Raw genomic sequence first — 21194 nt, forward strand, 5'->3', positions numbered from 1 at the left:
TCCAACCAACCAAAAAAGGGCCAGCCTGAGAATCAGGCGGCCCATTAATCATACGGCGCTCTAGCTTGGTTTACGCATCGTTAGCCCGACGCGGCCTTTCTTCTGATCAACGGTGAGTACCCATACGGTCACGTTGTCTCCGACCGACACGACCTCCATCGGATGTTTGACGAATTTATCGCTTATTTGGGAAATGTGAACGAGACCGTCATTCTTGATCCCGATATCGATGAACGCTCCAAAATCAATGACGTTGCGCACCGTTCCCTGCAGCTCCATGCCCGGCGTTAAATCCTCGATGCCGAGGACGTCCGTATGGAAGATCGGAGGCGGCAGCTCCTCGCGGGGATCGCGCCCCGGCTTCAGCAGGCTGTCCACGATGTCGCGCAGCGTCGGCACGCCTACGCCCAGCGCGGGAGCGGTAGCTGCAGCGTCTACCTGCGACAGACTAGCCTTCAGCTCCTCTGTTCCAAGCTGCTTGAGGTCCAGCTTCAACTCATCGAACAGCTTGTCTACGACATCGTAAGACTCCGGATGAATCGGCGTCCGGTCGAGCGGGTTGGCCGCTTCCGGGATACGAAGAAAGCCGATGCACTGCTCGTAGGATTTCGCCCCGAGCCGAGGCACCTTCTGCAGCTGCGTCCGCTTGGCGAAGCGGCCGTTCTCCTCGCGGTATTTCACGATATTCTTCGCGATGGTCGCGTTAATTCCCGCTACATAGGAGAGCAGGGAAGCCGATGCCGTATTGACGTCGACGCCGACATGGTTAACGGCCGATTCCACGACGCCGCCAAGCGTCTCGTCGAGCCGCTTCTGGCTGACGTCATGCTGATATTGGCCGACGCCGATCGCTTTCGGCTCGATCTTAACGAGCTCCGCCAGCGGATCCTGCAGCCTGCGCGCGATCGATACCGCGCTTCGCTCCGCCACGTCAAGCGCCGGAAACTCCTCTTGCGCCAGCTTGGACGCCGAATAGACGCTTGCTCCTGCTTCGTTAACGATAATGTATTTCAGCTCCGCGCCTGACCCCGCCGCTTTGCGCTTGCCGATCAAATCGGCGATGAACTGCTCCGTTTCGCGTGAAGCCGTACCGTTGCCAATGACGATTAGTTCAACCTTGTACTTATCAATTAATCCGTTAATCAGCTTCTCCGCTTCCGCAACCCTGTTATTCGGCGGGGTCGGATAGGACACGGCCACTTCCAGCAGCTTGCCTGTATCGTCAATCACTGCAAGCTTGCAGCCGGTCCGGAAGGCCGGATCGACGCCAAGCACGATGTTGCCGCGAACGGGCGGCTGAAGCAGCAGGTTCCTCAGATTGACGGAAAATATCGAAATGGCGTGCTCTTCCGCCTTCTCCGTCAGCTCGCCGCGCACCTCACGCTCAATAGAAGGCGCGATAAGCCGTTTGTAAGAATCTTCTATAACGGCAATCAGAATATCGCGGATCGGCTGAGCCGTGCCGTGCCGGAGCAGCTTGCGGGTAATATGCTCGTGTATCCGGTCTGCCGGAATATCAAAGCTGACCCGCAGCACATCCTCCCGCTCGGCCCGGTTAATCGCTAATATGCGATGCGGCGGCAGCTTGCGCACCGGCTCCTGGTAACTGTAATACATTTCATATACCGTTTCCTCGGACGCATTTTTGGCTTCGGTCTTAAGCAGCGCCTGATCAAACGTAAACTTACGGATCCAGGCGCGGATAGCCGCGTCGTCCGCGATATTCTCCGCAATAATGTCCATAGCGCCCTGCAGCGCGTCCTCTGCGGTTGCCACGCCTTTATCCGCATCTATATAACGAGCGGCTTCACCCAGAGGTTCTCCCTGCCGGGGCTGCGACCACAGCCAGTCCGCCAGAGGCTCCAAGCCTCTCTCCTTCGCGACGCTGGCGCGGGTCTTCCGCTTCTGCCGGTAGGGACGGTACAGGTCCTCTACTTCCTGCAGCTTAACGGAGCCGTTGATGCTTGCCTGCAGCTCGTCCGTCAGCTTGCCTTGTTCGTCGATTAAACGAATAACCTCGCGTTTGCGTTCTTCGAGATTCCGCATATATTGCAGCTTCTCTTCAATCGATCTCAGATCATTTTCGTCGAGCTCGCCCGTCATTTCCTTCCGGTAACGGGCGATGAACGGTATGGTATTGCCTTCATCCAGAAGCCCGACTGCCGATTTCACCTTTGAAATCGGGATCGACAGCTGCGCCGCGACACCTTTCACGATCCGTTCGCTTTCGGCGGCCTTCTGCTCCGCCGTCAGCTTTGTTTTGCCTGCACCGTCTTCAATTTCCTCTTTATGCTGCAATACTTTCGTGTCCGCCAAGCGTCTTGCTCCTTCCTATGCTTCATGCTCTCGTATAAGGGTTGTTCGCCATCTCATAGCCGATCGTCGTCCGGCCGCCGTGTCCGGGATATACGATGATATCCGGGCTCAGCTTATACAGCTTCGTTCGAATGGAATCGTACAGATCCCTCTCGCGTCCGCCCGGCAGGTCGGTCCGGCCAACCGACAGACGGAACAATACGTCGCCTGAGAACAGGTGGCTGCCGCATAAGAAGCTCACGCTGCCCGGTGAATGGCCTGGGGTATGCATCACCCGGAAGGCATGCCCGAGCAGCTTCAACGTTTGTCCTTCCTCAAGCGCGTATTCCGCGGCGTCCGTCGAGAGCGGAGGCGTGACATCCTGCCAGCGCATAGAACCGTTCTTACGCGGGTCGGTCAGCCAGTCGGCCTCGAGATCATGAATATAGACCGGGCAGCCCGCCGCCTTGCGCACCTCGTCCACTCCGCCCATATGGTCGAAATGGGCATGCGTCAGCAGAATGGCTTCCACCTTCACGCCTTCCAGCCGCTCCAGCAGCCGCTTCGGATTCATGCCCGGGTCAATGACGATGGCCCGCTCCTGCGGTTGTCCGTCGTCTGCCGCGGACGGTTCCTTAACCGAAATCAGATAAGCATTCGTTTGCAGCGGACCGAGTGTAAATGTCTCAATTCTCATCTCTGTACTCATAGCTGCTTAGAACGACTCCAGCAAAGTGCGAAGCTCTTTGACGATAACGGCTTGATAACCGCTGCCCTCGCCGTAACGGCGTCCCATCTCCTGCCGGGCAGCCGTAAGATTGTCCTGATAATCAGCGGCATCACGGTCCGGATTCGCCTGCTTGAACGCAATCATCGCCTCCTGCACATGGCTTGGACGCGGTCCCCATTGGCCGAGCACGGCGCCGCCCGTGTCTGCGAAGATGACAACCGGAATCGAGCGTCCGCCCATGGTCAGAAACTGATCCATCGTATCCAGATTTTCTTCCATAATGAGAACGTCAATCGGAATCCCGCTGTTTTCCAGCGCCCGGAATACAACCGGAATATTGCGGACCACATCGCCGCACCAGTCCGCCATCAAGATCAGGCAGCGGAGATCGTCGCGATTATTCAGCGATTCAAAAAACGACTTGTCGCTTTCATCCGTCCACTCGAATTTGTCCGACCAGCCGATGAACTGCTCTTTATTTTTGGTCATTCCGTCAATGAATTGCTGCGGGCTGATCCCTTTGCCCAGCTTTTCTGCTACGCTTTTGCTCATGAGTATCCCTCTTTCATCATTTATTAACGGCTATGTACGCAATCTTCTCCCATAGTATACCTTAAAACTTTTTGGCTCTGCGAATATACAGCACCAGTACAATAATGATGCATACGCCGATAATGGCATAAGCAATGTTCGAATAGATATCCATAAATTCGACGATTTCCGTCCAATTGTCCCCGACTGCCGCCCCGATGGATACAAGAAGCGAATTCCAAATCAGCGTACCGACCGTCGTGAACAACAAGAAAGGAACGAACTTCATGTGGGACATGCCTGCAGGAAGCGAGATCAGGCTGCGGATAAGGGGGACCATCCGGCAGAGGAACACCGCCCAATAGCCGTACTTTTCGAACCAGGCATCCGCTTTGCGTATGTCTTCCTTCTTCACCCGGAGGACGCGGCCCCATTTGTCGATAATTTTCTCCAGTCTCTCTACGCCCAGCAGATGACCGACATAATACAAAATAATGGCTCCAATGACCGAACCGAGCGTAGCCGTTACAATGACGCCGAGCGGCGTGAGGCTTGTGTAGGTCGTCATGAAACCTCCGAACGTCAGAATGACCTCCGAAGGAATGGGCGGGAACAAATTCTCAAGCGCAATCATTAATAAAATGCCAAAATAACCGTACTGCTCCATAATATCCGTAATCCAGCTCTCCATCCTTTACCTCCATCAATGACATGCGATGAACCAAGCAGAAATTCTGTCGGCGTCCTTGTCTGAAGACTCCAAGTCTTATCTTTGGACAACCTGCTCAATCGCTCTCGCTATTTTAACATATGGATGCGAGGGCCTTCCACTTTTGTCATGGTCTGACAAGCTGCCGCATAGACTAGCCTTAACCGATAAGAACAGGTGAGGTGGTCATTTTTATGTCCAAAGTATTTATTGTTACCAAGAGGCATATTCAGCTCTGGATCGTAGTGGCGGTATTGATTATTTTGGCCGGCGTCTACTTAAGCTGGAACCAGTCGCGTACGGTCAGCGGACAAGCCAGGGAGGCGCGCGTCATTCAGTTGGTGACCGGGGAGTTTAAGACAACCACCGCCGACGGCAAAGAGCTGGAAGTGTACCGCTGGGATCCAGGAACTGTGCATGTGGAGAAAGGCGAGCTGATCGAGCTGCAAATCAGCGGCGTGAACGGCAATAGCCATCCTTTTGTCGTGGAAGGGCTTGGGATCCGGGGAGAAGTCACGAAGGGGAAAACAACGACTGTGCGATTTACCGCGGAGAAGGAAGGCACCTACCCCATCCTGTGCTTGACTCACACCGATATGCGTCATGGCGGCCCTATGGTCGGCTATATTGTCGTAGATTAAGGACAACATTCGCGTGTCTTAGTGACCTTCGCTGCCCCGTGCGCATACATATGGGGTAGAGAGGAGTCGGTTATCGTGAAAGCAAACGCCCAGAAGCACACCGCCGGCTATCCGAGCGCGCGAAAAATACGAAGAGCCTGCAGCAACGAGCTGTATCGCACCGTTAAACGAATGAAGATATGGATTCCGAAGGAACAAATGGGGAAGGCTGAAGAGCTGTACTTCAAGAAGGTGGTCCTCAACCTGAAGTGGATCGTCGAGAACGAAAGCAACCGTAAGGTGCAGGCCGATTGGTGGGACGAGAATGTCAGCGCTGATATCGCCGAGCTGTGGGGGGTTAACCGCGATACGTTATGCGCAGCCTTCCGGGATGCTTACGGAGGATGAGAGAAAGAAAACCTGACCGTTTAGGCGGTCAGGTTTCTTTTGGCATGTCGTTTATTTCACTGCTGCCCCGCTTCCACTAATTGGTCGCAGGACACCTTTTTCGTATTTACCGGGTTGTTATTGATCGTGACGGTTGCCGTTCCGCTTGATTCGTCCACATTTTCGATCCAGACCGGGTCCTCGTCCAGCTTCACCTTAAACGTCTGCTCCGAATTGAAAATTTCCATCGCGCGAGCTGTATCCATTGCATCCGCACCTCCTGATCCCTATTATAGATCCTGCTTTATTTGGTCTCCTGCTCCATCGTATCGGTGGTCGATTCGTCGATTAAGCCGTTCTGCATCGTGACGTTGCCGCCGCCCAATCCTTCATTTACCATCCTGTCAATATCCATAAAATAATCGTCCCGGCCCTCATGCTTCGGCTCAGCCGATGTCAGATTTTCTTGATCATTCGTATCGGTCACTGGATTCTCCTCCTGTTTGCAGCAATTTACTCGAACGGCTCATTTGGAAGCCATCACGAAAAATATGCCCGAAAACGATGCCCGTCATGCATCCGTCCGCCGCTCAAAGCAGCGGAGAGAGCATATATAGGATGGACTCTGCCGTTTTCTGGCGCTTCGGCCTTTTTTTAAACTCCTGCAGCGCAAGCTCCCGGCTGTTTTGCAAATCGTTCATGAAATCCGTCTCCAGCCGTCTGATCGTTCCTTCGTCAAACAACACCGCATTTATTTCGAAATTGCTGTACAAGCTTCGCATATCGACATTCGCGGTCCCAATCATTGCCAGCATGTCATCGACGATCATCACCTTGGCGTGAACGAAGCCTTTCTCATACCGGTATACCTTCACTCCGGCGTCGAGCATTTCCTGGATAAACGATAACGTGGCAAGCAGCACAAGCTTTGAATCGCTTGGGCCCGGAATAATCAGCCGGACATCCACCCCGCTGAGCGCTGCCGTTCGAAGTCCCATGACCAACGAGGGATCGGGTATAAAATATGGCGTCGTAATGTAGATCCGTGAACTCGCCGCCGTTATCGCCGCGAACATCACCTCTCTTATTTTTTGATCGTTATGCCCCGGCTTGCTTGGCACAATCTGCACCCGCTCACGATACTCGCATGGATTCGCCGGCATATAGGCCGCGCTCTCCAGCTTCTCTTTTGCCGCAAAGGACCAATCATTCATGAACAGCTCCTGCAGAAAATAAACGGAATCGCCCTCCAGCTTCAAATGCGTATCGCGCCAAAAGCCAAGCTTCGGATCCTTGCCCAAATATTCGTCACCGATATTAATTCCGCCGATAAAACCGACCTTGCCGTCCACGACGACGATTTTGCGATGGTTGCGGAAGTTTAATCTTCTGTCGAAAAACGCAATTCGAGGCGGCAAAAAACAGGTGGTCTGAATACCCGCCTTCCTCAGCTTGGCGATATAAGCCTCATTTAAATGGAGACTGCCTATCCCGTCATAAACGACGCGGATGACTACACCCTCGCGTGCTTTTCGAACCAGCACCTCCAAGAAGCGAGTGCCGATCTCATCGTCACGTATCGTATAATAATCCAAATGGATATGATGCTTCGCTTGTTGCAGCTCCTCCAGTATCGAATCGAATGTCTCGCGCCCGTCAGTCAGCACCGTCGTCTTGTTTCTGCCCGTAATCGGAAAAGGAGCGAGTGCCGTCAGCATCGCGAACAGCTTCTTCTGCTCCGCCAGCTGCGCGTTTCCGGCGTCACCGGCATCCTTCACTTGCTCTGACATGCGGCATGCGAAATGCATCGTTTCGTCCTTATACGGATCGACCCGCTTGCGTCTTGTGAACTCGCTTCCCAGAATGAAATAGGCGATAAATCCGACGATCGGACAAACAAAGGCGATAAACAGCCACGCCGTCATATGCGCAGGCCTTCGATGCTCCAGCCAAAGAATGACGGCCAATTGCGCAACATAGAGGAGCAATGCAACAATAAGCCATAAAAGCCACATCCCCAAGTCCGATCACCTCTCTTCCTCGTTACCCGAAGCAGTTCACAGGTTTCTCTAGTTTGGGCTGCTCCCTGCCATCGTATACGGGAACAAACAGAAACGCCTATCGGTAAGCTCTTATAAGTAATAAACTTATAATTTACTTAGAATTGAAATAAGCCCGTCCGACTCTAAACGAATCGAACGGGCTTATTTCAGGCTGCTGCCCCTATTATAGTTCCATCGGGGTTCCGGAACCGGTATTCTCTATTTGCTTGAAAATAACGCGGTGCATGACTAGACGTCTGCTTAAGAAAGACGGCAACCGCCTGTAATGCAGGCCAAGCTTGTAGCCGATCAGTTTAGCTGCCGCTTCCGCAATCAGCTTAGGTATTAGCAGCCACTTGCCCGTACGAACAAGCTCCTGCAGCTGCAGCTTCACCAGTCTGGAGCCCGCTTTGCCCACCGTGCTGTAAGGGGTGATCCACGTATTGCAGCGCATCGATACGCCGTTATCGAAATATCTTCTGAACTGCTGTCCGATCGAGTAATCGTGCGAGTGATACACAACGGCTTCAGAGCAATAGGCTGTGCGGTAACCGCTCAAGATGCATCTGGCCGCCATAAATAGATCCTCATTGAAAATAACCGGCTCCTGGAAGCGTCCCATTTCCTCGAATACCTTCCTTTTTATAGCCGCACATACATTGGAACAGAAGAACGTTTTGATCCCGAGTGTTTCAATTTGCTCATACGATTTGATCTCCGATTGCTCCGGGTAATTATGCTGCCGGGCGAGTCGCTCCAGATCACTTGCACCCGGTCTTGCCAGCTGCCGGGCATATGCATATACGACATTCTCTTCGGACAGCAGCGGCTTCGTCAGCTGTTCGATGAGCCGTTCGTCATAGGGAAGCGCGTCCTGCGTCATGAAGAGCAGAATGTCTCCCGCAGCCTGCTCCGCCGCCCGGTTCCGGGTGCCGCCGTGATCGAATTCGCTGCGCTCTACGGAGAAGAGACGAGCCCCCGCTTCTTGCGCTCTCTCTTGCGTTCCATCGTTAGATTGTGAATCAATAATAATGATTTCATAAGGCTTGACCGTTTGCCCTTGCAGCCGTTCGATAAGACCGGTTAGCTCGGTTCCTGCATTTAATGTCGGGATAATGACGGATACTTTAGGCGCTGATCCGTTGTCAGTAAGCATTTTTGTTGATCAAGCCTTTCAGTATGGTCTTGAAAATAATTTTGATATCAAATAAGAACGACCAATTCTCAATATAAAAAATATCGTGCATAATGCGGTCTTGAATCGACGTGTCGCCGCGCAGGCCGTTCGTCTGGGCCCAGCCCGTAATACCGGGACGAATCTGATGCTTAATCATATATTTCGGAATTTCCTCTTTGAATTGATTTACGAAATAAGGACGCTCCGGCCGAGGCCCGACCACGCTCATATGCCCGAGCAGCACGTTGAAGAACTGCGGCAGCTCATCCAGGCTCGTGCGGCGCAGGAACGCGCCGAACCGCGTCCGCCGCGGATCGTTCTCCACCGTCCACTGCGTATCGGATGCCGTATCCGACTGGACATGCATGGAACGGAACTTGAACATGTGGAACGTCTTGCGGTCCAATCCCATCCGCTCCTGCTTGAACAGAATCGGGCCGGGGGAAGTCAGCTTGAGACCTATAATAATAAACAGCATAATTGGTAAGGTTAGAAGGATAGCCATAATCGAAAAAGCAATGTCGAACCAACGTTTCAAAATCCGGTTGCTCAGTTCGTCAAGCGGTACGTCGCGAACGTTAATGAGCGGAATGCCCGCAAAATTATCGAAGAACGGTCTCGCCGGCAGCAGATCGAAGAAATCGGGGATAATGAGCGTCTTCACGCCCGTCTGCTCGCAGATCTCGATAATCTCCGCATACTTCGCGTGAGCGTCCAGCGGAAGCGCAATGATGACTTCATCGATGGGGTTGTTCTCGAGCTTCCTCTTCAAGTCGTCCAGCCTGCCGATAATCGGCTTCAAGTCCCGATACTCGGGGACGTGCTCCGTTTGAAAGTCATCCAGAAAGCCAACGACCTCGTAGCCAAGCTCAGGATACTGCTGAAGGTTCGTATAGAAGCCTCTTCCAACCGAACCCGCCCCTACGATAAGTACAAATCGTTTGTTGTAACCGCGGCGGCGGAGCGAGGAAAGTGTCGCCTTGACCCAATAGCGGTATGTAGCAATCGCAATGAAATTCATGATGAAGAATATGGCGAGAAATTCGCGGGAAATGTGTACTTCTCTCGTGATAAAGAACAAACTAAGCAGCCCAAGGAAGCTGAACAATTGAATTTGCAGGATCTTCAACACTTCATGCGAATAATTTCTTCGACGCTTCGGCGAATAAAACTGGAGGTAGAAGCCTACCAGGACTGCCGAGAAGGAGTAAATCGTCCCCCACAATAAGTAGGTCGAGAACGGTACAGAGTCTATGCTGGGGAGTATCCCGCTGTAAAATTTAAGCCAATAGGCGGCCAGAAACACGACCAAAGTGATGAACAAATCCGCAAGCATATATAATTGCGTCAGAAACCGTTGGTTTTGTCGGAGCATTTCGCCGATTTCACCTGCATTCTCTTATATTTCGACTCTATCAGCATTGTATCAAATATAGGCTCATTCGAGAACCCTAAATATTACCACTTATTTCAACTTACGGCTGGATTTGTGGTTTATGACTCTTGGATTGATGTACTTTGTTCAATATCCAACTCCGCTTTTGCAGCATCCTGGGAAGTGATTTAAGGATGAACGGCCAGCATGCTAATAAACCGGGCTCGCGAAGCACAATGTAGCCCAGCTTGACGGCTTCTGACGCCAGGATCAACGGGATCGTAACAAATGAATGCCAGCCAAAAGTCTCGTTTTTCACTAAAGTGAAAAATTGATTTTGATAGGAATGCCTTCGTACGAATAAAGGGATGTTTCCTCGTCCGCCCTTCTTCCAGCCCCGATGATGAGCCGCATGAGCGGTGGCCACATAATAAGAGGTCCATCCAAGCTTCTGAGCACGCCATGCCACGTCAACGTCTTCCTTATAGGCAAAGAAGTCCTCGTCAAAAAATTGGCCTTCCATTGCAATGTCCTTTATCATGGCGCTTCGATAAACGGCGGCGGCTCCGGATACGCCGAATATAGAACGGGATTCATTCCAATTCGCCGATGGTTCGCCTGCTGCAAGATCATAACCTTGTCTGTTCCGCTTCATGCCGATTCCTGCGCTATCCATGATAGCGGGGTTATCGGCAAAAACAAGCTTTCCTGTTGCGCTTCCGATCCGTGGTTCCCGTTCCATAACTTCGATAATTTCAGCAACATAAGAAGGGGAAAGCGTAACGTCCGGATTCAGAACGAGCACATAATCGGAAAGGGTTTGGCGGATTGCCTGATTCTGGCCTCCCGCAAACCCGTTATTTACATCGTTCGCTATAAAATGAACCTTCTCTGCATATTGCTGCACGTACTTAGCGGTGCCATCAAAAGAAGCATTATCGATCACGATAATGCTTTCTATAGGATGACTTTGCTTGAATACCGCTTTTAGGCAATCTTCTATATCCTTTTCACTATTAAAGGTAACGATACAAACACTTACTGTAGGCATAGCTTTTATCACTCACTGTCTTTGAGATAGTGGTTAAGGGCTTCTCTCCATGGACGCAGCTGACTAAGACCATTGCTCCGGATAGCGCTGCGATCCATTACGGAGTAAGCCGGCCTAGGTGCTGGTCTTGGAAAGTCAGCCGTTGTACATGAATGGAGCTGAATCGTAATCCCGCTATCCTCAAAGATCGCTTTCGCAAAATCATACCAAGAGCATATCCCGCTGTTTGAAGCATGATAGAGACCAAAATAATCTGTTTGCACCAGTTCCAACAAAAAAGCTGCCAAATCATAAGTATAAGTTGGCGAGCCTAATTGATCGGCAACAACCATTAATTGATCGCGTTCACTAGCCATTTTCAACATCGTCTTCACGAAGTTATTGCCATACTTCCCATATACCCAAGAAGTCCGAACAATATAGTAGCGGTCGTGCAAGGTTTGAACCATTTGTTCGCCCGCCAGCTTTGACTTTCCGTATACTGTTTGCGGATTTGTCTGGTCGTACTCATTGTAAGGAACCGCGCCCGTTCCATCAAAAACGTAGTCTGTGCTAATATAACAAAGCTTCGCACCTGCTTCTCTTGCAGCTACCGCAACATTTCTCGTCGCCGCCGCATTCACACGAAAAGCCTCGTCCGGTTCGGACTCGGCTTTATCGACAGCAGTATAGGCGGCACAGTGAATAACAACGTCAGGCTGGTGTTCCGCAAAAACGTGACGGCACTGATCGATATTTGTTATATCAAGCATTTCTCGACCTAAGCCGATTATTTCCGCAGCGTCTGTTGACCACTCCGTTAACTCTCGTCCAAGCTGGCCGTTCGCTCCTGTCACAACGATTTTTAGCTTATTCATTAATTGCTCGCCTCCAGGCGCTCCTTATACTGCGTTTCATAATACTGTTGATACGTCCCTGATGCTACCTGCTCCATCCATTGTTGGTTGTTAAGATACCAACGGATCGTTTCCTTAATGCCATCCTCATAATTGTACATCGGCTTCCAGCCAAGCTCATTACGAATCTTGTCGGCATCGATCGCATAACGGCGATCATGGCCAAGCCGGTCTTTCACGTAAGTAATAAGCGATTCCGGCTTACCAAGTTGTTCCAAAATCGTGCGAACGACTTGCAAGTTATTCCGTTCGTTACGACCGCCTACGTTGTAAACTTCGCCATTTTTTCCTTTGTGAAGCACCAGGTCGATCGCGCTGCAATGATCTTCTACATACAACCAATCGCGTACGTTTAACCCGTCACCGTAAACTGGCAGCGGCTTATCCTGCAGCGCATTTTGGATCATCAACGGAATAAGCTTCTCTGGAAACTGATAAGGCCCATAATTGTTCGAGCAGCGTGTGATATTGACATTCAACCCGAACGTTTCGTGATAAGCGCGAACAAGCAGATCCGCTCCAGCTTTACTTGCCGAATATGGGCTATTAGGCGCAAGCGGCGTATCTTCTGTAAATAGGCCTGTCTCACCTAACGTGCCGTATACCTCATCCGTTGATACTTGAACAAATTTATTCACGCCATACTGCTTCGTAAGATCGAGAAGCGTCTGTGTACCAAGAATATTCGTTTTCACGAAAATATCCGGCTGCAAAATACTCCGATCCACATGTGACTCAGCCGCAAAGTTAACGACTGCATCTACGCCAGCTTGTAACAGAGGCTCGAGTTGTGCCCGCTCTGCAATATCTGCTTTCACGAACTTGTAGTTTGGATGCTCTTCAATAGATAGCAAATTTTCGAGATTGCCCGCATAGGTAAGGGCATCCACATTAATAATCTCATAGCTCGGATATTTGTTGATCACATATAAGACGAAATTACTGCCGATGAATCCAGCCCCGCCGGTAATTAATAATTTCATGAATCTAACTCACCCTTCATATACAAAGTTGATTTCAGCTTCGGTCAGCACGGGATGCTTGGCATCCTTGTCCGACAGGATTGGGGTTGAAGTCGGCCAATCAATGGAAAGTGCTGGATCGTTCCAAGCGATCCCCCTATCATGCTCAGGGGAATATAGGGCATCAACTTTATACTGGACCTCGCAATTTGGAACGAGTGTGCAGAAGCCATGCGCAAAGCCCTGAGGGACTAGCAGCTGCCGTTTATTGGCTGCACTCAGAATAAAGCCTTGCCATTGCCCGAATGTAGGCGAGCCTTTACGAATATCGATTACGACATCATAAATAGCACCTGCTGTTGCACGAACCAGCTTCGTTTGGGCTTTCGGTGTCAATTGGTAGTGCATACCGCGAAGTACACCTGCATCGGCAGATAAGGAATGATTATCTTGAATAAAAGCAAATGGTATTCCATTAGCATGTGCTACTTCTTCGTTATAACTTTCCATAAAGAAACCGCGGTGATCGCCGAAAACAGTAGGCTCTAACAGCTTCACTCCAGGAAGCATCGAATCAATAATTTTCATGAGTCACCTGCTTTTTTATAGTTTGAGCTTACCAAATTCTTCTCCAAACGCTAATTCTTTCGCTAACTCATTTGCTCTCGTCAATGAAGCATGCGTCCCTGCATCCGTCCACCAGCCATGAAGTATATCATAGCTGAGCTCGTCCGCTTCGATATATGCATTATTCACATCTGTTATTTCCAACTCGCCACGATCAGAAGGTTTAAGCATTTTGACAATGTCGAACACCTTGCTATCATACATATAGATCCCCGTAACAGCATAACTGCTCTTTGGTTGCTTTGGCTTTTCTTCTATTGAGATTATTCTATCACCATCCAATTCAGGCACGCCATACCGTTGTGGATCGTGCACCTCTTGAATAAGGATTTTAGCTCCCTTTTGTTGTTGTCTGAAGTTATGAACGAATGGAAAGATGCTGTCTTCAAACACATTATCTCCGAGAATGACAACCATTTGATCTCCATTTACAAAGTGTTCTGCTAAACCAAGTGCTTGTGCTATACCTCCAGCTTCATCCTGAACCTTATAAGTAAGAGCGACTCCGAACTCGTGTCCGCTCCCAAGCAAGTTTACGACGTCACCCATGTGCTCTTTACCGGTTACGATAAGAATATCTTGAATATCGGCTTCTTTAAGCTTTGCTATGGAGTGGAATATCATTGGGTACTTTCCAACAGGCAATAGGTGCTTGTTGGTTACCTTTGTAAGTGGGAATAGGCGTGAGCCGGTTCCTCCAGCGAGAATTACACCCTTCATAAATTATGAACTCCTCTTATCAGTTATCTTATTATTGGATTCTATTTCTTTTTTGCAATTCACATAAGTCTTTTAATCCGCTTTCTAAAGAATACTCTGGTTTCCATCCTAGTATCGAAAAGGCAGATGTATTATCTAGGCAACTTTCTTTGATATCACCTTTTCGCTCATTTTCGTATTTAGGCTCTAAGTTAGTATTTAAATTATTTTGTAATTGTCTTAATAAATGATTAATGGATGATTTACTATTTGTACAAATATTCAAGGTACTTTGACTTCCCTTTTCGAGTGCAAAGATATTAGCCCTAACAACGTCTTTTACGTAAACAAAATCACGAAATTGCTCACCGTCACCATGTATGACAGGATTTAATCCTTTTTGTAATCTGTCCATAAATATCGAAATAACACCCGCTTCACCATGTGCGCTTTGTCTTAAACCAAATACATTACTATACCTAAGTATTGTATAGTCCAACCCAAATAATTCTGAATAAGTCTTAATATAAAGCTCAGGTGTATATTTCGAAATCCCATAAAAGGACATAGGTTGAATTGGATGTAACTCATCTACAGGTAAATAGATTGGCTTTCCATATATTGCAGCCGAAGAAGGATATATTATTTTGGAGCAGCCTGAATTCTTCATATTCTCTAATATACTTACTGTCCCTCTTATATTTATCTCTTCATCTTTTATAGGATCTTTAATTGAATGATTTACATTTATTTGCGCTGCATTATGAATTACAACGTCGGGTTTCTCATCGTGAAAAACTTCTCGCAACTTTTCAGAATTAATATCAATTTCATAAAAAGAGCACGACTTATTGATATTCTGAATTACTCCAGTGGTAAAATTATCGATTCCGATGACTTTATGTTCGAGACTAATTAAAGAATCTACAATATGTGATCCAATAAATCCTGCTGCACCTGTTACAAGTACTTTCACTATTGCTCCTCCAGTTTAGAAATACCATCTTCAATTAATTTCAAGTAAACGTCCTTTAATTGATTCTAATTCGACAACTTCATATTTACTTATTAGATATTTCGCAGCTGTAGTTGTCAGATCTCTCGATGAAATGTAAAGATATTTACAATCATTACCTACTAACTCTTGTATATATCTCTCTAAAACTACTGGATCCTCTTCATAGGTAAACATCCACCCAAGTTGTTCGGAATAGTACAAAACAGGATATTCTTCCCATCTTAGAAGTCCTATCTTAATAGGAAGACTACTTTTTGTTTTTGTAAAATATTTATTTAATTCCTCGCCATCTTGCCTTTGAAGGCGTGCATATTCTTTGTTACCTGTAAATCCATAATGTTGATAAAGGAATAATAATTGTAGGACCAAGAACACAAGGACTATTATAGTAATTGAGCTTATTGCAATACGACTTTTTGTGAATTTTTTTATTTTATCTATAATCGCTTGAAATCCTGCCCCAATTAACAATGCTCCAATAGGAACTGTTGGTAAGAAGTAGTAAATATGATTAGATAAGATTGCATATCCTGAAACAAATTCGAATATAAAAACACATATAAACCAAACTAAAAATTCTTGATTTGACGAGAACATTTTTTTGGAACCAATAATAGCAAGAAGTATCCCCAAGGGTGAGAAGTAGATAACGAGATACTTAAAGAATAAGTCCCAATAATCCACATCAACAAATTTCTGTCCAAAATTCTTTAAAATAAGATTACTTAGAATTCCAGACACGTACGGAGTATCAGCTCTAGCATTAATTATATAATAATAAAATAAAGTAATTATTAATGAAAATACTCCACTAGTAAAGATCATCCAAAAAGATTTCCGAGAGAACTGCTTACGATTTTTATATAAAAGATACATATAAACTGGCAGCATATATGCGTTCGTTAATTTTACTAGCATTGAAAGTGTTAAAATGAAAATAAATAAAACTAGTTTACTCCTTTTTGGATCATCGAGAAACTTTTGAAATAAACAGAAGGAAAACAGCAAAAAGAATATTACTTCACTCTCAGGCATAAATGTCTTGGAATAGACGATGTACTGGCTAGAAAAGCAAAAAATTGCCATAGTTGTAATTATTCCTAACATTCCTAAGTATCTCTCTGCTATCTTATAAATAAATAAGCAACTACCTAAATAGAATAAAATGGATAATATCGAACCGAAACTAGTATGTATACCAAATATAGAGTATAATGCAGCTACTATCAGAGGCATTAATTGAAATTCTAATCCTACTGTCATTGGGAGTGTCGAACTTAGTCCTTCTCCTCTATCTAACGTTGGTGAAAAAAAAGTTGATGGGTCAATTAATATATTTCTTGCTATTGTTGCTACATCTAATTGTCTCAATGAATGTATCGTACCTATGATTTCTGTAGAATCAAAGTAGAGAAGTCTGGGAATCAATGATAGAATCACTACAATGAGACTTATATAAACTACTATTTTCCCTTTCATCACTTAACCCTTTCCCATTATTATTACACCAATAACTATTACTGTTAATCCGGCTAATTTAGGAAAATTAACAGTTTCCTGGAATAATAAAATTGACATAATAAATACGAAAACATACCCTAGGGAAACCATTGGATACGCATTACTTAATTGAGTTTGAGATATTACAACTAACCACAAAATTGAACTTATCACAAAACAACACATACCAATCAGAATTGAAGGTGTAGTTGAGATTATGAATAACTTATCTGTAAGTTGTTGTAATGTAATCTTACCTACTTTGCTCATTCCTACTTTTAACAAAACCTGTCCTACGGATCCTAAAAAAATCGAAACTAAAGCTATTATTATGTTTTTCAAGTATGTTCCTCTTCCCTTATGCAGTTCCTTTTAACGATTTTTCAACGAGCAATCGGTTATTTGTAATTATTCTTTTGCTCTTTGAAAGTAAACTAATATATCTATTAATTGTTTTAAATATCTTCATCTTACTTTTCCCTTCTTTTTTATCATATCTAAGTACTAAACCAACTTCATCAATTTTCGCGTTAATTAGATTGAGCTTGATCAAAATTTCTGCCATACAAACGAACCCTGTCTCTTCAACAAAGTTATCTCTAAATACGTTATGAGCCTTTTTCAGGATAGGAACAGAGTATGCTCGATAACCACACGTATAATCACGCACCCCTTTAATTCGGAAGAACGTCTTTAAAACTGTGCTTGCTCCTAGGCTCAGAATCTTTCGATGAAGAGCTAGCCCAACTTCTTTCCCTGCTTCTGCATAGCGAGATGCAATAACAACATCTGCGTTCATTACCTTCATCTTCCTAATCATAGATCTTATTAATAATGGATCATGTGTATTATCAGCATCTAGTGCTATTGCTACATCCTCATCCGATCCAGTTTCCGAGATATAACTAAGACCGTTCTTCATCGCTTTCCCAAGACCTTTATTTACAACATGGTCAATAATATGTATCGGAATCTCCTTACTAAGACTCTGTGAAATGCTAAGAGTTCTGTCGCTACTCCCATCATTTACAATAACGATTTCATATTCTTGTTTATCTTTTTCAAACATTGTTTTAACCTTATGGCATAGTAATGGAAGAGCTCTTTCCTCATTGTAACATGGCAATAGTATAAAAACTTTCATAGTAACCTCCATAAATTTATTCTCATATTTTTAACATGACCTTGTAATAAAAAGCTTCCCACAATATTTTTAAGTCTTTTTACAAAGTTCCAACTTCGTTGTACATCGCTTTATATTTACTCTACTTCTGCTAATCCCACCTATCATAATGGATTGAATCCATTGGAAAGCATCATCCGAGTCAGTATAATGATATATCGGTCTTCTAGAGTTCGGTATTTAGACCATCCATGAATATACTTTCGAGAGTATCAATTGTTGGTTCCCACTTCCATTCATTAGCAGTAACTCTACCATTTTCAATTAATTTATTCCGTAAATCAATATCAAGTATCAATCTGTTTACCGCTTGCTTTGCTCCTTCAATATCACCCATTTTTACTACCAAAGCATTATAGCCATCCACAATATATTCATCATATCCTGTTACTTCACTTACTACACAAGCACCACCACAAGCCATCATTTCCAAAGGCGGACCAAAAAAACCTTCTACTCTACTCATTTTCAAAATAATATCACAACTTGAATATATATCTCTCATTTTCTCCATTGGAACTTTCTCAAAGAAGTAATCACATCTCCAACCTTCCCTTGGTTTTCCAGCAGAACTTATACACCATATTTCACAGTCGAGGTCTTTAACAGCAAGAAACGCATCTTCCATACCTTTATATGGTATATCAATTGGCCCTTCTAACAATACACGTATCTTATTCCCTTTTGAAACAATCGGTTGCGTTTGATAAATTATCTCCTCATCTAGCCCATTCGGAACATAATAAGAATCTTTATTGAACGTTGATTTAAGCCAGCCTTGTATCCATTTAGCCTCAGTCATAAACTCAAAGTCCATCTTATAGGTATCTACTGTCAATTTGTAATCTCTTGAGTCTGATTCATGAAACCTGCTTTCATCGGATTGCACAAAATAAAATTTTCTTAAACTAGGTATATTTAGAACTGTATATGCTGTCGACCACCCTGTTGCAATAATAATATCTAAATTATCCGGTGCCTGGGTTAGTGGAATGATTTGCACCTTTTGGTTTGGAAACCAATCAATCGATGTCTTATCATCTTCAGTAACCATAACCACATCATATCCTCTTTCTAATAACCTATTAGCGTGTTGGCATATGACTGCTATCCCCCCGGATATGCCACATCCTGGAATTACATACGCAATCTTTGGTTTTAGTATCCCTTTTATTTTGTGTTCTTCTTTCATTAATTTTAGCCAATGATCATCTTCATTTTTAAAAGATAACTCAAGATTATTGTCATGTAATCTGAGATTCGTTAATATCTCGGGCACAGACTTAAATTTGAATCCAAAATAAGACAATCTCAACCAAAGTTCATGGTCTTCTCTATATTTCATCGCAGTTTTCAATCCACCGACTTCACGAAGTGCATCTAATTTAGCCATAACTGTACTTTGACATGGCACACAAATTTCACTAAGCATAGAGTAGTCACAATCCGGGCTGAAGATCTCTTGTTTATCTTCAATATCAATAACTCTACTTCCATCTACAATGGCCCTCCAACCACCGTAGACAATATCAACTTTATATTTCTCCAAATACAATAAAGAAGTTTCTATCCGTTTCGGATCTGCAATGTCATCACTATCCTGGAAAGCAAGATATTTCCCTCTGGCTTCTTTAATTGCTTTATTTCTACCTCTTACTGCATTCCCACTATTATTAAAAAAATAAAACACTCTTACTTTAGGGTGATTCTCATATATTTTAACTATTTCTAAGGTTGGCTTCGGGGACCCATCACATACTAATAGGAGCTCTATATTTGAATATGTTTGGTTTAGAATCGACTCTATACTTTTTATTAATACATCCGTACGGTCATAAATAGGAATAACAACAGATACTAGAGGATTGTTAGTTTGTTCTACTCCTAAATCAGTTTTGCTAACCAAAGGTTTATAGTTCGAAATATACTTTGGCTTAATTTGCAGCATTTTCTTTACTGCCCACTTAGGATTGCGAAGCGCTTTAATAACTCTTCTTTTAAAATCTCTATAAGCAGTAATCGTCTTCCACGCTCTTGATTTGTAAATTTGATCGACTTCTTTATCTTTTTCTCGGTTTAATTCCATTAGATAAAGAGTGTTGTTTTCCTTTTGCGATACTTCTGATTGCAATTGTTCTACATTTTTTTCTAGCTCTTGGCATTTTTGTTCAATACCAAATTTCACTTGTTCCATTTTTGCTAATTCTGATTTGTTTTTAATAACTTCAGATTCGTATAATCGTATTTGTTCATTAAGTTTATCCACAATATGAACCAAATTTTTTAGATCATCCGCCTGCTTAATTGCAACTCTCTCTCTCTCTTCAATTTCTCCCTTCAATTCTTCAATCACCTCTAGTAAATAAGATAAATTCTTTTCTTTTTGAACAACTTCTCTACCAATAAACATATATATATCTGAAAACACGCTTATATTAGATGGAACATTTATATATTTCATTCGGCTTGCCCATTCTACCGCGGGACGATAAAGGCTTTCAAATTCCTTTACAACATTCCTTGCATCATGATTTTCTTTAATAAGTTCAATATTTTTTAATACATTTTCCTCATAATAACTTTCATTTATTAGTTCATTCAATTCATCTGTATTATATTGAGCTTTCATTGTTCGACCTGAGAAATTCTTTTCTCTCAACAAATGATAATTACTTGGAGTTAATATTCCATCTCCACCATTATAATCATAGATTATTACACATTTCCCACAAGCAGCAGCCTCTAGAACGCCTCTGCCAAGTGTTACTACTATGTCAGACCTCTGAATAATTTCGCTTGTATTCCACACATTATTCGTTTTTCCTACAACTTCAAACTCCATATTTCTAAGCTTACATAGATTTATAAGCGTATTTTCAACTTCTTCAGTATATCTATTTGAAAGCAATAAGAGTTTCTTAGGAGTTTCATTGAATTCATTAGTTTTTTTAAATCTATCTAAGTTGACACAATTTCTAATAATTTGAATTAAATTCTCTGCAATATTGTGCTTATCGATTAGATGTAACTTCACTTCTTCACTAACAGCAATATACTTGTAAATATTAGGGATTTTCAAAGGAATTTCTTGCCATGGAAGTATCCCATGGCATACAAAAACCATAGGAACATATTGGTATTTTGTGTAAGCGGCAAATGCTTCAGCAATATGTTGAGCATGAATAAGATCAATATCTTCAGGGAAATCATTAAAATCATCCGAAACAATTATCCCATACTCTTGAAATCTCTGGACCACTTTACCAAGTCTACTTGAGTATAAGAACAATTCATGACCTTGGTTGATTAATTGTTCAATTAAAGTATATGTTAATGTTTCACTACCCCCATGTGTCTGTAAGTCATGGATTGTAAATAGTATTTTCATAAGA

At 44.6% G+C, this 21194-nt stretch carries 21 protein-coding genes; 2 read left to right on the top strand and 19 right to left on the bottom strand.

Features of this window, described 5'->3' with window-relative positions; translation table 11 throughout:
- Positions 1 to 60: 60 nt before the first annotated feature.
- The 4 genes from H581_RS0128845 to H581_RS0128860 all read right to left on the bottom strand — a co-directional run bounded on the left by H581_RS0128845 (position 61) and on the right by H581_RS0128860 (position 4247).
- Positions 61 to 2280, bottom strand: a complete 2220-nt coding sequence (locus H581_RS0128845; protein ID WP_425414664.1) for a Tex family protein — start codon at positions 2278 to 2280, stop codon at positions 61 to 63.
- Between the two features lie 58 nt (positions 2281 to 2338).
- Positions 2339 to 2992: an MBL fold metallo-hydrolase gene (locus H581_RS0128850; RefSeq protein ID WP_029192290.1), complete on the bottom strand. Its 654-nt coding sequence runs from the start codon at positions 2990 to 2992 to the stop codon at positions 2339 to 2341.
- Positions 2993 to 3010: 18 nt separating this feature from the next.
- Positions 3011 to 3577 (bottom strand): thioredoxin family protein, encoded by a 567-nt coding sequence (locus tag H581_RS0128855; RefSeq protein ID WP_029192291.1) that lies wholly within the window; start codon positions 3575 to 3577, stop codon positions 3011 to 3013.
- 61 nt (positions 3578 to 3638) lie between these two features.
- The gene (locus H581_RS0128860) at positions 3639 to 4247 is read right to left on the bottom strand and encodes a DedA family protein (protein ID WP_029192292.1); all 609 of its coding nucleotides are present in this window, start codon (positions 4245 to 4247) and stop codon (positions 3639 to 3641) included.
- A 212-nt stretch (positions 4248 to 4459) separates the two neighbouring features.
- On the opposite strand from H581_RS0128860, the gene H581_RS0128865 reads away from it, so the two are divergent.
- Complete coding sequence (locus tag H581_RS0128865; RefSeq protein ID WP_029192293.1) at positions 4460 to 4906, top strand: cupredoxin domain-containing protein; 447 nt, start codon at positions 4460 to 4462, stop codon at positions 4904 to 4906.
- Positions 4907 to 4981: 75 nt separating this feature from the next.
- Positions 4982 to 5293: a hypothetical protein gene (locus H581_RS0128870; protein ID WP_029192294.1), complete on the top strand. Its 312-nt coding sequence runs from the start codon at positions 4982 to 4984 to the stop codon at positions 5291 to 5293.
- A gap of 56 nt (positions 5294 to 5349) precedes the next feature.
- Here the strand turns inward: H581_RS0128870 and H581_RS0128875 are convergent, their stop codons facing one another.
- The 15 genes from H581_RS0128875 to H581_RS36750 form a co-directional block, all read right to left on the bottom strand.
- On the bottom strand, positions 5350 to 5538 hold the full coding sequence (locus H581_RS0128875) for an H-type small acid-soluble spore protein (RefSeq protein WP_029192295.1): 189 nt from the start codon (positions 5536 to 5538) through the stop codon (positions 5350 to 5352).
- Between the two features lie 38 nt (positions 5539 to 5576).
- Positions 5577 to 5759, bottom strand: coding sequence for a hypothetical protein (locus H581_RS35705; protein ID WP_036720462.1), 183 nt, complete (start codon positions 5757 to 5759; stop codon positions 5577 to 5579).
- Between the two features lie 103 nt (positions 5760 to 5862).
- The gene (gene cls, locus H581_RS0128885; protein ID WP_036720464.1) at positions 5863 to 7287 is read right to left on the bottom strand and encodes a cardiolipin synthase; all 1425 of its coding nucleotides are present in this window, start codon (positions 7285 to 7287) and stop codon (positions 5863 to 5865) included.
- 211 nt (positions 7288 to 7498) lie between these two features.
- Positions 7499 to 8470: a glycosyltransferase family 2 protein gene (locus H581_RS0128890; RefSeq protein ID WP_029192297.1), complete on the bottom strand. Its 972-nt coding sequence runs from the start codon at positions 8468 to 8470 to the stop codon at positions 7499 to 7501.
- Positions 8460 to 9866: an undecaprenyl-phosphate glucose phosphotransferase gene (locus H581_RS0128895; protein WP_029192298.1), complete on the bottom strand. Its 1407-nt coding sequence runs from the start codon at positions 9864 to 9866 to the stop codon at positions 8460 to 8462. Before H581_RS0128895 ends, H581_RS0128890 begins: the two co-directional genes overlap by 11 nt.
- Positions 9867 to 9966: 100 nt before the next feature.
- A complete protein-coding gene (locus H581_RS0128900) occupies positions 9967 to 10917 on the bottom strand; it encodes a glycosyltransferase family 2 protein (protein WP_029192299.1) in 951 nt (316 codons plus the stop codon).
- Positions 10918 to 10925: 8 nt separating this feature from the next.
- Positions 10926 to 11774 carry a dTDP-4-dehydrorhamnose reductase gene (rfbD, locus tag H581_RS0128905; protein ID WP_029192300.1) on the bottom strand — a complete coding sequence of 283 codons (849 nt, stop codon included), beginning with the start codon at positions 11772 to 11774 and terminating at the stop codon, positions 10926 to 10928.
- Positions 11774 to 12796, bottom strand: coding sequence for a dTDP-glucose 4,6-dehydratase (rfbB, locus tag H581_RS0128910; RefSeq protein WP_029192301.1), 1023 nt, complete (start codon positions 12794 to 12796; stop codon positions 11774 to 11776). The genes rfbD and rfbB overlap by 1 nt, the downstream gene beginning before the upstream one ends.
- A 9-nt stretch (positions 12797 to 12805) precedes the next feature.
- Positions 12806 to 13363: a dTDP-4-dehydrorhamnose 3,5-epimerase gene (rfbC, locus tag H581_RS0128915; protein ID WP_029192302.1), complete on the bottom strand. Its 558-nt coding sequence runs from the start codon at positions 13361 to 13363 to the stop codon at positions 12806 to 12808.
- 15 nt (positions 13364 to 13378) lie between these two features.
- Positions 13379 to 14122: a sugar phosphate nucleotidyltransferase gene (locus tag H581_RS0128920; protein WP_029192303.1), complete on the bottom strand. Its 744-nt coding sequence runs from the start codon at positions 14120 to 14122 to the stop codon at positions 13379 to 13381.
- Between the two features lie 31 nt (positions 14123 to 14153).
- Entirely contained in the window at positions 14154 to 15077 is a 924-nt protein-coding gene (locus tag H581_RS0128925) for an NAD-dependent epimerase/dehydratase family protein (RefSeq protein ID WP_029192304.1), read from the bottom strand.
- A gap of 30 nt (positions 15078 to 15107) precedes the next feature.
- Positions 15108 to 16598 carry an ArnT family glycosyltransferase gene (locus H581_RS0128930; protein ID WP_245600205.1) on the bottom strand — a complete coding sequence of 497 codons (1491 nt, stop codon included), beginning with the start codon at positions 16596 to 16598 and terminating at the stop codon, positions 15108 to 15110.
- 3 nt (positions 16599 to 16601) lie between these two features.
- Positions 16602 to 16961: a DMT family transporter gene (locus H581_RS0128935; protein ID WP_036720466.1), complete on the bottom strand. Its 360-nt coding sequence runs from the start codon at positions 16959 to 16961 to the stop codon at positions 16602 to 16604.
- A gap of 16 nt (positions 16962 to 16977) precedes the next feature.
- On the bottom strand, positions 16978 to 17763 hold the full coding sequence (locus H581_RS35710; RefSeq protein WP_051251442.1) for a glycosyltransferase family 2 protein: 786 nt from the start codon (positions 17761 to 17763) through the stop codon (positions 16978 to 16980).
- Positions 17764 to 17968: 205 nt separating this feature from the next.
- Positions 17969 to 21190 carry a glycosyltransferase gene (locus H581_RS36750; RefSeq protein ID WP_051251443.1) on the bottom strand — a complete coding sequence of 1074 codons (3222 nt, stop codon included), beginning with the start codon at positions 21188 to 21190 and terminating at the stop codon, positions 17969 to 17971.
- Positions 21191 to 21194: the final 4 nt, after the last annotated feature.

The organism is Paenibacillus harenae DSM 16969 (assembly GCF_000422465.1).
In the GTDB taxonomy this organism is placed as follows: Bacteria; Bacillota; Bacilli; order Paenibacillales; family Paenibacillaceae; genus Pristimantibacillus; species Pristimantibacillus harenae.

Coding starts and splice junctions, on each gene's coding strand:
- H581_RS36750 (WP_051251443.1), bottom strand. CDS start 21,190: ATGAAAATACTATTTACAATCCATGACTTACAGACACATGGGGGTAGT.
- H581_RS0128895 (WP_029192298.1), bottom strand. CDS start 9,866: ATGCTCCGACAAAACCAACGGTTTCTGACGCAATTATATATGCTTGCG.
- H581_RS0128930 (WP_245600205.1), bottom strand. CDS start 16,598: ATGAAAGGGAAAATAGTAGTTTATATAAGTCTCATTGTAGTGATTCTA.
- H581_RS35710 (WP_051251442.1), bottom strand. CDS start 17,763: ATGAAAGTTTTTATACTATTGCCATGTTACAATGAGGAAAGAGCTCTT.
- H581_RS0128875 (WP_029192295.1), bottom strand. CDS start 5,538: ATGGATACAGCTCGCGCGATGGAAATTTTCAATTCGGAGCAGACGTTT.
- H581_RS0128860 (WP_029192292.1), bottom strand. CDS start 4,247: ATGGAGAGCTGGATTACGGATATTATGGAGCAGTACGGTTATTTTGGC.
- H581_RS0128890 (WP_029192297.1), bottom strand. CDS start 8,470: ATGCTTACTGACAACGGATCAGCGCCTAAAGTATCCGTCATTATCCCG.
- H581_RS0128865 (WP_029192293.1), top strand. CDS start 4,460: ATGTCCAAAGTATTTATTGTTACCAAGAGGCATATTCAGCTCTGGATC.
- H581_RS0128850 (WP_029192290.1), bottom strand. CDS start 2,992: ATGAGAATTGAGACATTTACACTCGGTCCGCTGCAAACGAATGCTTAT.
- H581_RS0128900 (WP_029192299.1), bottom strand. CDS start 10,917: ATGCCTACAGTAAGTGTTTGTATCGTTACCTTTAATAGTGAAAAGGAT.
- H581_RS0128920 (WP_029192303.1), bottom strand. CDS start 14,122: ATGAAGGGTGTAATTCTCGCTGGAGGAACCGGCTCACGCCTATTCCCA.
- rfbD (WP_029192300.1), bottom strand. CDS start 11,774: ATGAATAAGCTAAAAATCGTTGTGACAGGAGCGAACGGCCAGCTTGGA.
- rfbB (WP_029192301.1), bottom strand. CDS start 12,796: ATGAAATTATTAATTACCGGCGGGGCTGGATTCATCGGCAGTAATTTC.
- cls (WP_036720464.1), bottom strand. CDS start 7,287: ATGTGGCTTTTATGGCTTATTGTTGCATTGCTCCTCTATGTTGCGCAA.
- rfbC (WP_029192302.1), bottom strand. CDS start 13,363: ATGAAAATTATTGATTCGATGCTTCCTGGAGTGAAGCTGTTAGAGCCT.
- H581_RS0128855 (WP_029192291.1), bottom strand. CDS start 3,577: ATGAGCAAAAGCGTAGCAGAAAAGCTGGGCAAAGGGATCAGCCCGCAG.